The organism is Actinomyces bouchesdurhonensis (assembly GCF_900128465.1).
Lineage (GTDB): Bacteria > Actinomycetota > Actinomycetes > Actinomycetales > Actinomycetaceae > Pauljensenia > Pauljensenia bouchesdurhonensis.
This window is the reverse complement of the sequence record NZ_LT635869.1, coordinates 27,489-39,113: the sequence shown is the minus strand read 5'-3', so window position 1 is coordinate 39,113 and position 11,625 is coordinate 27,489. Positions and strand designations below refer to the sequence as shown.

Annotated in this window: 12 protein-coding genes, 1 tRNA gene, 2 pseudogenes and 1 other annotated feature; of the genes and pseudogenes, 3 read left to right on the top strand and 12 right to left on the bottom strand. The window is 62.5% G+C overall.

Annotated features, from left to right (window positions below; all coding sequences use genetic code 11):
* Positions 1–80: 80 nt before the first annotated feature.
* The 4 genes and pseudogenes from dcd to BQ7477_RS08545 all read right to left on the bottom strand — a co-directional run bounded on the left by dcd (position 81) and on the right by BQ7477_RS08545 (position 2,917).
* Positions 81–662 carry a dCTP deaminase gene (gene dcd, locus BQ7477_RS08560; RefSeq protein ID WP_073983612.1) on the bottom strand — a complete coding sequence of 194 codons (582 nt, stop codon included), beginning with the start codon at positions 660–662 and terminating at the stop codon, positions 81–83.
* Positions 663–705: 43 nt separating this feature from the next.
* Positions 706–1,242 carry a TM2 domain-containing protein gene (locus BQ7477_RS08555; RefSeq protein WP_073983611.1) on the bottom strand — a complete coding sequence of 179 codons (537 nt, stop codon included), beginning with the start codon at positions 1,240–1,242 and terminating at the stop codon, positions 706–708.
* Positions 1,243–1,361: 119 nt separating this feature from the next.
* Positions 1,362–1,829, bottom strand: a pseudogene (locus tag BQ7477_RS08550) (ABC transporter ATP-binding protein); the annotation flags it as partial.
* Positions 1,826–2,917 (bottom strand): efflux RND transporter periplasmic adaptor subunit, encoded by a 1,092-nt coding sequence (locus tag BQ7477_RS08545; RefSeq protein ID WP_073983610.1) that lies wholly within the window; start codon positions 2,915–2,917, stop codon positions 1,826–1,828. The gene BQ7477_RS08545 and the pseudogene BQ7477_RS08550, both read right to left, overlap by 4 nt.
* A 155-nt stretch (positions 2,918–3,072) precedes the next feature.
* On the opposite strand from BQ7477_RS08545, the gene BQ7477_RS08540 reads away from it, so the two are divergent.
* Entirely contained in the window at positions 3,073–3,720 is a 648-nt protein-coding gene (locus BQ7477_RS08540) for a GNAT family N-acetyltransferase (RefSeq protein ID WP_073983609.1), read from the top strand.
* Between the two features lie 209 nt (positions 3,721–3,929).
* Here BQ7477_RS08540 and trxA read toward each other — a convergent pair whose 3' ends face one another.
* The 3 genes from trxA to BQ7477_RS08525 form a co-directional block, all read right to left on the bottom strand.
* The gene (gene trxA / locus BQ7477_RS08535) at positions 3,930–4,298 is read right to left on the bottom strand and encodes a thioredoxin (RefSeq protein ID WP_073983608.1); all 369 of its coding nucleotides are present in this window, start codon (positions 4,296–4,298) and stop codon (positions 3,930–3,932) included.
* Positions 4,299–4,393: 95 nt separating this feature from the next.
* On the bottom strand, positions 4,394–5,032 hold the full coding sequence (locus tag BQ7477_RS08530; RefSeq protein WP_073983607.1) for a TetR/AcrR family transcriptional regulator: 639 nt from the start codon (positions 5,030–5,032) through the stop codon (positions 4,394–4,396).
* Positions 5,033–5,211: 179 nt separating this feature from the next.
* On the bottom strand, positions 5,212–5,631 hold the full coding sequence (locus tag BQ7477_RS08525) for an NUDIX domain-containing protein (protein ID WP_073983606.1): 420 nt from the start codon (positions 5,629–5,631) through the stop codon (positions 5,212–5,214).
* A gap of 303 nt (positions 5,632–5,934) precedes the next feature.
* Between BQ7477_RS08525 and BQ7477_RS08515 the strand changes: the two genes are divergently transcribed.
* Both BQ7477_RS08515 and BQ7477_RS08510 read left to right on the top strand, forming a co-directional pair.
* Positions 5,935–6,008 (top strand) — tRNA-Gly (locus tag BQ7477_RS08515).
* Between the two features lie 239 nt (positions 6,009–6,247).
* Positions 6,248–7,312 (top strand): hypothetical protein, encoded by a 1,065-nt coding sequence (locus BQ7477_RS08510; protein ID WP_234968760.1) that lies wholly within the window; start codon positions 6,248–6,250, stop codon positions 7,310–7,312.
* A 944-nt stretch (positions 7,313–8,256) separates the two neighbouring features.
* Here BQ7477_RS08510 and BQ7477_RS08505 read toward each other — a convergent pair.
* The 5 genes and pseudogenes from BQ7477_RS08505 to BQ7477_RS08485 all read right to left on the bottom strand — a co-directional run.
* Positions 8,257–8,844 (bottom strand): annotated as a pseudogene (locus BQ7477_RS08505) (IS3 family transposase); the annotation flags it as partial.
* A gap of 49 nt (positions 8,845–8,893) precedes the next feature.
* Complete coding sequence (locus BQ7477_RS08500) at positions 8,894–10,243, bottom strand: IS256 family transposase (RefSeq protein WP_073983602.1); 1,350 nt, start codon at positions 10,241–10,243, stop codon at positions 8,894–8,896.
* 39 nt (positions 10,244–10,282) lie between these two features.
* Entirely contained in the window at positions 10,283–10,489 is a 207-nt protein-coding gene (locus BQ7477_RS13060) for an IS3 family transposase (RefSeq protein ID WP_420884444.1), read from the bottom strand.
* 45 nt (positions 10,490–10,534) lie between these two features.
* Positions 10,535–10,663, bottom strand: a sequence feature (AL1L pseudoknot).
* Positions 10,624–10,941, bottom strand: a complete 318-nt coding sequence (locus BQ7477_RS08490) for a transposase (protein ID WP_073983326.1) — start codon at positions 10,939–10,941, stop codon at positions 10,624–10,626. (Overlaps the previous feature by 40 nt.)
* 105 nt (positions 10,942–11,046) lie before the next feature.
* Positions 11,047–11,625 (bottom strand): IS3 family transposase (locus BQ7477_RS08485; RefSeq protein WP_129582563.1); only part of this gene is annotated, 579 nt, incomplete at its 5' end.

Below are 11,625 nucleotides of genomic sequence, written 5' to 3'. Positions count from 1 at the left end.
CGGCTGCGGCGCGGGCCGCGCGCTCGGCGCGCATGCGTTCAAGCCGGGACGGAGGGGGCGGAGGATAGAGCGCCATCATGTCACCGTTCGATGCGTGTACAGGTGAAACGCTCGTGCGTGCGCGACGGCGTGGGACCTCGCTGACCCTGGTAGTGCGAACCCACGCCTTTTGAACCGTAGGGGCGCTGCGCCGGGGATGACAGGTCAAAGAAGCATAGCTGCCCGATCTTCATGCCCGGGTACAGCAGGATCGGCATCGTCGCCGTGTTGGACAGTTCCAGAGTGACGTGGCCCGAAAAGCCGGGGTCAATGAAGCCCGCCGTAGAGTGCGTCAGCAGGCCGAGGCGTCCCAGTGACGACTTACCCTCCAGGCGCGCAGCGATGTCGTCACCGAGAGTCACCAGCTCGTAGGTGGCACCCAGGACGAACTCGCCGGGGTGCAGGACGAAAGGCTGTTCTGGACCCACGTCCACGAGGTGTGTCAGGTCTGATTGGTCGACCGCAGGGTCGATCACCGAGTAGCGGTGGTTGTCAAAAAGCCTGAACAGACGGTCCAGCCTCACGTCGATACTGGCCGGCTGGACCAGCTCACGATCCAGCGGATCGAGGCAAATGCGGCCAGAGTCCAGGGAGGCGTTGATGTCGCGGTCACTGAGCAGCATGACTTGATTGTCGCACACTCAGCGCCGCGACAACACCCCAGGGTCAAACCAGGGGCTGACCCGACGCGTCATATCCGTAGGAGCCGGCGCGCATGAGAATCATGATGAACTCAATGAAGGCCCAAGTGCACGAGATGACCGCGCCGATGACTGTGATCGTTAGAATCAGCTGCGCGATGCCGCGACCGGGGCGTCCCAGGTAGAAGTTATGAACGCCGAGGAACCCGAAGAAGAAAGCGAGGACCAAGGCGACGACCCACTGCTTCGGCGGGTTTGCGTAGGTCGTCTGAGCATACGCGGGCTGGCCGTAGCTGGGCTGGGCGCCGGGGGCCGCCCCGTAGGGGGCCTGCGCGCCGACGTTGGGGTCACTGCCGGGGGCCTGCGCGCCGGCAGGATCGGAAGCGGTACCGTAGGTGGTCGCGCCGGGCGTTGCGGTGGCCTCGTCAAAGCCTGGGGCCGCAGCCTGGGGGAAGCTTGGCGCTTCAGGAGCCGGAATGCTGGTAGCACCGAAGTCGGTGGCCGGCGCCGGGGTGACGTTCTGCGGGTCGGAAGAGTTGGCCTGGGGGTCGGGCATCGTCATGGTTAAACCTTTCGTTCGTGGGAGCCGCATGGCCGTACCCGGTACAGCCTAGCGTGTGGAGGGCCTTCCGTGTCACCGACGGTCACCATGAGTCACCCCTGAACGATCCCGAATGCNGCGATCGCGATGCGCTGCTGCTCGCCGCCGCTCATCTCGCCCGGGTAGGAGTCCGCGCGATCCGCCAGGCCCACGCGTTCAAGCATGTCGAGGGCGATGGAGCGCCTGCGCAGCAGCTGCGTGCCCGGCGCGTACAGGAGGGGGACCTCGACGTTTTCAGCGGCCGTGCGAGCCGCGAAAATGTTGAATTGCTGGAAGACGAAGCCGAAGTCCTCTCCGCGCATGCGAGCGCGACGTCCCTCGCCCAGGCGCGTCGTGTCCACGCCGTCCAGCTCGTAGCTGCCCGACGTGGGCGCATCCAGCAGGCCGACGATGTTGAGCATCGTTGACTTGCCCGTGCCCGACCTGCCCACGATGGACACGTGCTCGCCGGCCGCGACGTCCAGGTTGACGCCGCGCAGAATGTGCAGGTCTTCACCGTCGGGCAGGGTGACCGTGCGGGTTACGCCCCGCAGGCGCACGAGGCTCATCGGGCGCCCGTCCCATCAGTTTTGTCAGCGGCCCCGTCCGTGGTCGCGCTGTCCATCCCGTCTCCGGGGCCCGAGCCGTATGGGTCGTCTTGGTTGTCCTTCGTCGAGGTCGGGGTGAACTCGAGGATCTCCTCGCCTTCCGTCAGTCCCTCCTTGACCTCGACCATCTTGCCGTCAGTCAGACCAAGGGTGACCGAACGCTTCTCGGGGTTGGCCGGGTCGGAGGTCGGCAGGTAGACGGTGCCGCTCTGGTAGCGGCCCTCGACTGCGGAGACCGGCACGGCGAGCACGTTCGTGGCGGAGCCCGTCGTCATCTCCAGGGTCACCTGCAGGCCGGTGAACACCGTCTGGTCCGAGGGGATCGCACAGCGCGCCTTCAGGTCGGTGGACCCCGACGTGGAGGATCCGACGTTTCCGGGGTTCTTCGGGTCCTGAGTCTTGCCGGTGGGGGTCACGAGCGTGACGCCCGTACACTCGAAGGGCGCGGGGCCGTTCTTGATGGTGACGGTCGCGGTGGAGGGCGCCTCCTGGAGCCGGTACATCTGTTCGGCGCTCAGCGGCGCCACAGCAGAAAAGGACGCGGGCGCCACCGATGCGACCGTATCGCCGATCGCAAACTGTTGACCCACGAGGACCCCGGTCGTCACCGTACCATCTCCCGGGGCAACGACGGTCTCGTACCTGTAGGTGGGGTCAGCGGTCTCCACGCTGATAGTGCCGTCCTCGTCGGTGACCTGTTTCGTTTCTCCGGGAATTTCCTTGCGTATCTGGAGGAGCGCGTCACCCTTGGAGACCTTGTCGCCGTCGTTGACATAGACGCGCACGACTGCGCCGTCAAGCGTCGCACGCGCGTTCACCGGCTCGTCTGCTTGAATCGTGCCCGTCAGCTTCACCGTGTTCGTGATGTCGGCGCGGCCCACGTTGATCGTCATCTGCCCGAAGCTGCCGCCCGGGTCTATGCCGTCGTCGGTCTCCTTATCTTGCGAGGCTGGGAAGAACGCGAACTTCACGAGGGAAACCGCAATGACAACCCACGCGATGACTTTGACAATGTCAAGCACCTGAGCGGTGCGGGTCTTGTGTGCCACGTTCGTCTCCTTCGATGAGCGTTGATCGCCTCATTGTAAGATGCGCCTCACGTTCGGAGCAATGGTTCGCACTCGCCGTCCGGAAGGTTTCTGGGACACTCGGCCACGTGCCCCCTGACCCGCCTACGATTGAGACGACCGACAGAGAGGACACCATGATCCGCCGAGCCACACCCGCCGACGCCGATGCCCTGTCCGTGCTCTCCCGAACGTGTTTCACCCAGACCTTCGGTCACCTTTACGCGCCTCATGACTTGGCGCTCTTCCTCGATCAGGCCTACTCCCCCTCCGTCCTACACACCGAACTGACGGACCCCGCACACGCAACCTGGCTTCTCTTCGAGGAAAGCAGCGACGAGGCCGAGGATGAGCGATGCGATCGGGTTACCTCCTGCGCCTCCCCCGCCGATGCCCCCAGCACGCGCCTGGACTCCGCGCGTCCCGAGGAGGAAGCCCACGCCTCGTCTCTACAGGACCCTCTGATCGGCTACGTCACCGCGTGTCCCGCGCACCTACCTCACCCCGACGTCGCACCCGACGACGGCGAAGTCCAGCGCCTGTACGTTCTGCGCGGCCACCAGGGTGAGGGACACGGCACGACACTCCTGCGCACGGCTCTGGAGTGGCTCGAACGCAACGGACCGCGCACCGTCTGGATCGGCGTATGGAGCGAAAACTATGGGGCGCAACGCTTTTATGCGCGGCACGGTTTCGACATCGTCGGCGAATACCTCTTCATGGTCGGCGACCACGCGGACCGCGAGTTCATCACCCGCCGACCAGCGCGGGGACGCCCGGCGTAAGAGCACCCAGCGAGCACCGAGTCCGGCAAGCCACGCGCCAGCCCACCCCGCGGCGTGGGCGATCACCCCGGACCGCCAAGCTCCGCGAGCGGGAAACCTGGCGAGCTTCGAAGAACGCCGGGCGCCCTCACTAAAGACTCGGCGCTAACACACAGAAACGGGTCCCGAGGCTCACACCTCAGGGCCCGTCACCGAGTCTCCTGACGTTATCACTCGCCTTTGTCGGCATCGGCGATCTTCTTACGAACATCGTCCATGTCCAGGTTGCGAATCTGGTTGATCAGATCCTCAAGCGCCGACAACGGCAGGGCGCCAGACTGGCGGAAAACCGCAATGCCATCACGGAAAGCCATGAGCGTCGGGATCGACGTGATCTGCGCGGCCATTGCCAGCTGCTGCTGATCGTCCGTGTCGATCTTGCCGAACACAACATCCGTGAACTTCTCGGATGCCTCTTCAAAGATAGGGCCAAACTGTCGGCACGGTCCGCACCAAGTCGCCCAGAAGTCAACCAGAACGATGTCGCCAGCGGACACGGTCTGCTCGAAATTCTCCTGCGTCAGCGTAACGGTAGCCATGTTTCTCCTTGCGTGGTCGGCTCTTTCGCCAACCGGTCGATCGGGGCGGTCTACCCCTTGTTGAACTGTCTTAATCAACGGACGCGCGGCGCCCACTATTCCCAAGAAGGAAGGGGAGCCTCAGTGACGTGCCGCACGTCTTCCTCGGATGCGCCCAGGCCTCGTAGAATAAACGTTTCCACGAGACAAAGCGCTGACTCCCGATGCGGGCCATCCGCGGGGAGGCGCTGCCCCGCCAACGTCGCATGAATCAAGTGAACCGCGCCCAGCGTATTCTGCTGCGCAATTAACCCGCGACCCATGGCGTCGTCGAGAATAGAAATGAGGACCTCGCCAACCATCCCCACGTGATCATGCAGATGCGAGGCGCCCCGATCCGACATCTGCCGACGCAACCCCATACCCGCTTTCACGTGGTACCGGCTGGTCATCTGCACGTGCGAACGAATGTAGAGGCGCAAACGCATCAACGGGTCAGGTTCAGTCGACAGGCGTTCACTCAGAACAGACGTGAACTCTTCGGTGACCTGACGCATATACGCAAGCAGCAGCACTTCCTTGTCCGCGAAGTGGTTATAAACCGCCGTGCGACCGACGCCCGCGCGCTCCGCGATCTGACTCATCGTGATCGACTCAAAGGGCTGCTCAGCCATCAGGGAACCGAGGGCGTCAAATAGGCGCGTGCGTGTCAGCTCGCGGTGAGAGGCGAGTGACTCGCCAATAATCTTCGGCATGGGCACATTCTGACATCTTGCCCCCATGTGTCGTCAAATGATGCGCGCACGCCCACGTTGCGCCAGCGCAGCGCAGGTCCGTCAGTCGGCCACGCTCAAGTCCCGCTAGATACCACGTACGTGCCCGACCACGCACATACCACGCGCGCCCCACACTCAACCGCGCGACCATGGAAGACTCAGCGCTCACAACACGCGACCACGGCCTCGACGATGGGCAGGTCCGCGACAATCCACTGCAGGGGCGCGAGTTGAGTGATCGGCACCCAGCGGGCCTCCAGGTGCGAGGCACCCGCACGCGGGGCCGGCGAACCGGGTGCCACCTCCGCGAGCCACACGCCCATGACGCGCCCACCCAGGATCGGCCACCACATGCCGCCGTCCGGACACACGCGCTCCCCCACCCGCAGGTGCGTGCCAAGTTCCTCCGCGATCTCACGTTCGAGGGCAGCCACAGCATCCTCGCCCTCTTCGATCTTGCCGCCCGGCAGCTCGAACTGACCGCGCAACTCCTGCGGGTAGGCGCGCGAGCACGCGAGCAGCACGGTTGGGTGCTCCAGGGAATCGACGATGGCTGCGGCCACCACGGGACGAGGCATGGGTCCTCCAATCAGTCAAACGATCCTCAGTGTATCCGCGGCCAGCACGCGCAACAGAACCGGATCCATCTCGGAGCGGACCACGAGGCGTGAGCTGAGGCAGGAGCAGGCAGCACTGCCGTTTTCGCGCCGGAGCGACATGCGCGCATAGGCGGATGCAGCCTTGTTACCGAGAGCAGCCCGACAACCACGATCGCACAGCACACAGCGCCGCGAGCACACCGCTGTGCGCGAGATGCCGGTTGCGTGCCCGTCCACCGTGACGCTATGATCGACAAGTCGATTCCTTCGGGACGATGAATTGCGGGCGTAGTTCATCGGTAGAATGGAAGCTTCCCAAGCTTCAGAGGCGGGTTCGATTCCCGTCGCCCGCTCCATTTTGACTCCGGATTTGATAAGTCCGGAGTCTTTTCGTTTGCGGGTGTCTGACCAATGTTGGTCGGCAGTGTCATGGGGTGCAAGCAATTTGTGTGGTAGTGGCGCAGGTGGCCAGGCCAGTGCGTGCGCGACCCTGATCGAGCGCACCACCGGCTAGCAAGGACGTTCAGGAACGTATAGTGTCGGACAAATTGTTCTCCCGATTGGAGGTGTCACGATGGGTTCCCGGTTAGGTGTTTTGCTTAAGACTTACTCTGGTTGGGAGATCTACTACGACCACTGGGCGGCCCAAACGGTCGGACTGGACATTGCGATCGACGGTATGGAAGCCACCTATGAGCGTGTGCGTTGTATGTCTCCGATGGGTGTTGATGATCCGCATGCTTGGGAGGGGGCGCCGTGGATTGAGGGCACACTTCTGATCGACGAGACCAGGAAACTGGTGGTGTGGGCAGAGGAGAGTGAGGCACTCTACATGCCTCGACTTATCAACTACCTCGTTGAGCACACCTGGCCTGGGTGGACGGCCGCCTGGTCAGCCGAAGGAACCAGAGGAACTCTTCGGGCTGCGGGCGTCGATCCGGCCACCATCTTCACACACCGTTCTGATCGTTTGCCGTGTGATCGCGCGCCCAGTCTAGAGCCATGGGATGAGTGGCACGGAGTTGATCCGATCACCGTGCGCATGGCAGACGGTACCTTGGTCACCTGGCGCGCCTACGGCTTCCTGGACGATCTTACTGGATGCGGTCCTGAGAATTTCCTGGCTTTGGCTCGCGAGGTCGCCTCCCGACTACCGGATGAATCGGATGCGTGGGAGCAGACCATGGATGACGATGTTCCGACCACCGGGATATTCGTGGACTACCAAGCACGCTCGTTGCGTTGGTGGTCGCTCCAGGACAGGGACATGCACCTGGAGGATTTCGATGCGCTGTGGCCGGGATGGACACTAACCAGCAGTTCGGACGACTACTCCTGGCACCAAGAACTCACCGGTCAGGTATTCCGTACCTGGGCTGACGATGTCAACGAATGTCGCTCCTGGATCGCGAGAGCTATTGAAGAAGGTACACGAGCCAACCCGCTAGCAAGCTTGGCTAACGCCCTGTCAGGTCAGGGTCATCAGATCAGTCCGTACGCGTCCGCTCTGGAGTTCGTTCCCTCCAACCGTCAAGCCTCGATGGAAACCTTCAACCGGCTCCTCAATGTCGTTCGAGACGCGCCGTTGAAGCCTGCGCGATTTATCGACCGACACGGAACTATCACACCCCCGTTCGAGGAGGGAGAGGCCGGATTCTAGGGGTGGTTGCAAGACGGGTTATGTCCTGAGCAGCAGTTCGAGGCGTTGCTTGGGTGCGTCCCAGTTGGGCGTTTTGCCGGGGCACTCACCCCGATTGTCAGCGATGACGTCCAGGGCTGCGTCGCTCGGAGGCCCGACACCTCGCACGCGGGACCTCTAATCCGCACGTGGGACCTCTAATCCGCACGTTAACCCGCTAATACGAGCCTGGGCAGCCCCGCTCACACTCTCAGTAGCGGGTTTACGTGCGATATAGCGGGCTTAGGCTCGCAATAGCGGGTTCGCGTGCGAACGACACACCACGACAGACAGCAAATCCGCCAAAGTGCAGACCCATTCAGCCAAAACAGGCCATTTTCAGCGACTTTCGTCCAATGGGTCTGCACTTTGGCGGCCACACCACCTGAAGTCGCGGTCGCGCCGCCACCAACCGGGGGGAATGACGCCATCCAAGGCTCCGACACGCCGGCGACGCGCCGACAGAGGGCTTCGCATGGCGCAAAACCCCCACCGCAGCCACCTGAAGTGCACCGCGTCGCCAACAAGACCTGGGCGCAGCGCCAGTCGGCGCGAAAATACTCGCCCAGCACGGCCCCTCCAGCGGCTCTTCCGCGAAAAAACTCGCCCAGCAAGCACAAAAACGCCAAATTTTGGGTGTTTTGAGCGCGCAGGGCGAACTTTTTTGCGCTTTCGCGATGACACAGCGCCGCGGGGCGAACTTTTTCGCGCACAAATGAAACCGCCACCGCCTTTGCTAGCTCCTTCACGGGTACGCATGAAACCAGCGACACCTTTGCTCGCCCACAATGCCACAAAAACACACATTTCGGGCGAGCAAAGGTGACGGCGGTTTCACCCACGCACGAAGACCGGACCGCAAAGGTGACAGCGGTTTCATCGCGACGAAGCAGTGCTGTCAAGTCCCGGGTTTTGTGTAGGGATTTTTAGGCCGCTTTCTTTCGTGTTGTTGTGTGTTGGTTTTCTGCTTGTTGTGGTGTGATGCCGCCCAGGGCGAGGTGGGGGCGGCGGGTGTTGTACCAGTGGACCCAGGCGGCGGTTTCGCGTTCGACTTCGCGTTGGTCGCGCCATGGACCTGTGTAGCCGGGACGTGCTTTGTTGTAGATGAGTTCTGCTTTGTATAAGGAGTTCAAGGCTTCGGCTAGAGCGTTGTCGTAGGAGTCGCCGGTGGATCCTACTGAGGCTATGGCCTTGCATTGGGCTAGTGCCTGTCCGTAGCGCACGTCGCGGTATTGGACGCCTCGGTCGGAGTGGTGCACGAGCCCTCGAGTGTCTATGTTTTCGCGGCGTCGCTGGTAGATCGCCATGTTTAATGCGTCCAGGGCCAGGTCAGTATGCAGCGAGGAGGCGACTTTCCAGCCCAAGATTTTACGCGAGCACACGTCGGTGACGAAGGAGACGTAGACCCAGCCAGCCTGGGTTGGCACGTAGGTAATGTCTGCGACCCACAACTCGTTGAGATCACGGGCCCCAAAATGCCGATTGACCAGATCCAAGGGGCATGCATGGCGCGGCGCTGAAGCCGTGACATGGCGAGCCTGTCAATTTTTCTGTGTATGGGGGTTAGAGGTAGGGGGTGATTCGGTCGGGGTAGGCGGTGGTGAGTTGGGCGAGGGCTTGTTTCCAGTTGGTGGTGGTGTGTCCTTGGATGAGGCGGGTGTGTCCTGTTCGTTTGTTGGCAGGTTTGCCAGCGTCTGTGAGGCGCTGGGCGGCTCGTTTGTCTTCGATGTCGCAGATGGCGAGCCACAAGAGTTTGACGGCGGCTTCTTCGCTGGGGAAATGCCCGCGGTTCTTGGTGATTTTACGCAGCTGGTAGTTCAAGGACTCGATAGCGTTGGTGGTGTACACGACGCGGCGCAGCATGGGAGGGAACGCCAAGAACGGCGTGAAGCGCTGCCAGGCGCGCTGCCAGGTCGCAACCGTTTGGGGGTAGCGCGCTCCCAGGTCACTGGCCGCGAAGTCCTCCAGCGCCCCTCGAGCGGTTTCCTCGTTGGGCGCACTGTACACCCGCTTCAAAGCCGCGGCGACGCTCTTACGGTCCTTGTAGGACACGAAACGCATGGACGCGCGGATTAAGTGAACCACGCAGGTTTGGACCATGGACTGGGGCCAGGTCGCTTCGATGGCTTCGGGCAGGCCAGCCAACCCGTCGCAGCACACGATCAGGACATCGCGTAGGCCTCGGTTGGCCAGCTCGGCGCACACGTGGGCCCAAAAAGCCCCTCCTTCATCGGCTTGGACCCAGATGCCCAGCACATGCTTGACCCCCTCCATGTCCACTCCCACCGCCAGGTGAGCGGCCCGGTTCTCCACCCTGTGATCGCATCGGACTTTGATGCGGATCGCATCCAGGTAGATCACCGGATAGAACGCTTCTAAGGGGCGGTGCTGCCACTCCAAGACGGCCTCGCACACCGCGTCAGTGATCGTGGAAATCGTCCCGGCACTGACCTCCACGCCCAAGGTGGAGGCCAGGTGATGGCGAATATCGCGTACCGTCATCCCCCCGGCATACAAGCTGATAATCATCGAATCCAAACCATCGAGGCGCCGCTGCCCTTTACGCACCAGGCGCGGGGTGAACGAGCCCGCCCGATCCCGAGGAACCTCGATCTCGAAGGCACCCACCTCCGACATCACGGTCTTCTTCGTCGTGCCCCTCCTCGTGTTCGAGCGCGCCTGCCCACTGGTCTGGCCCTTCTCATACCCCAAATGCTCGGAAAGCTCAGCGGCCAACCCGCGCTCCAAGGCCTCCTTGAGCAACGCCGGCAACAAGCCCTGGCTGCCCGTCATCTCGACCTCGCCAGCATCAAGACGCTCAAACAACGCATCCAACGCCCCCGAGCTGCGAAGCTCCTCCACAGCCTCACGCCCACTAGCGCGAGCCACAACAACATCATCATCATTCATCATGCATCAATCCTTTCAAACAAAAGACGGATACACAGACAATTAAACACGCCCGACATGGCGGGTCCGACGCCGACTCACGCCACGAATACCCATACGCCGCATCAAGCGCTCAACCGTGCAGCGCGCCACGTGCCCCACGCCCAACTCGTGAGTGTTGAGGAAGGCGTGCATCTTGCGCACCCCGAACACACAGTAGTTCTCCTCCCACACGCGTCTGATCACGTCTGTGAGCGCCTCGTCGCGCACGCTGCGCGCCGACAAGGGGCGCGCCCGAGCGGCGTAATAACTACTGGGAGCAACCCGCACCCCTGACTGGGACAAGACAGTGCAGATTGGCTCGACTCCCCACCGATGTCGATTGACCTCGATAAAGTCGTAAACTAACGCGCGAGGCGGTCGAGCTCCGCCCCGAAAAAAGCTGACGCCGCCTTCAAGATCTCATTGGCTCGGCGCAGTTCACGGTTTTCAGCTTCCAGCGCCCGGATGCGGGCCTCTTGATCACTGACCTCGCCGCGCTCATTGCGTCCGCCCTGCTCCACGGCACGCACCCACGTACGTAGCGCCTCAGGATTGATCCCCAACTGGCCGCTAATGCGCTTAATAGCACCCCTACGCCGCTCGGGATCAGCACGAGCCTCCAACGCCATACGCGTCGCACGCTCACGCAACTCCATCGAATACTTACGCTGACCAGACATCCCAAACCTCCAATCCGGCCTAAGATACTCTCCACAATACCCGGGACACATCATGCACTAGATACAGCACCAATTGGTGTTGTGCGCAAGTTGTTGACGGTTTGTTTATGCGGCTGTTGTCCAGGCCGCTTGGTGTAGTTCGTATTCGATGGGGGATTTGCCGCCCAGGCTGGTGTGGATGCGGCGGCGGTTGTAGAAGTCTTCGATCCAGGTGGCGACCCCGGTGTAGACCTGGTCGCGGGTGGTGAAGGTACGCCGGTAGTAGTACTCGGTTTTGAGGGTGGCCCAAAAGGATTCGGCCATGGCGTTATCCCAGCACACTCCGGCCCGCCCCATCGACACTCTTCCTTGGACGGCGCGCATGTAGGCTGCCAGTTTCTCGGAGGTGAACTGTGTTCCCCGATCAGCGTGGAGCACGACCCCAGTGGGGAAGCCGCCACGGGTGGTAGCGGCCATGTCGAGCGCGGTGATGACCAGGTCGGTGCTTTGCTGCTCGCCCATGGCGTATCCCAGGACTCGGCGCGAGTGCGCATCACGCACGGCGCACAGGTAGACCCAGCCTTGGGCGCAGCGCAGGTAGGTAAAGTCCGTGATCCACACCCGGTCCAGGGCACCTTGATCCCACTGGCGCACGCAGTGATCCTCATGGGCCACAGGGCCCCGCCCGCCGCGCCTGGCCGGGCG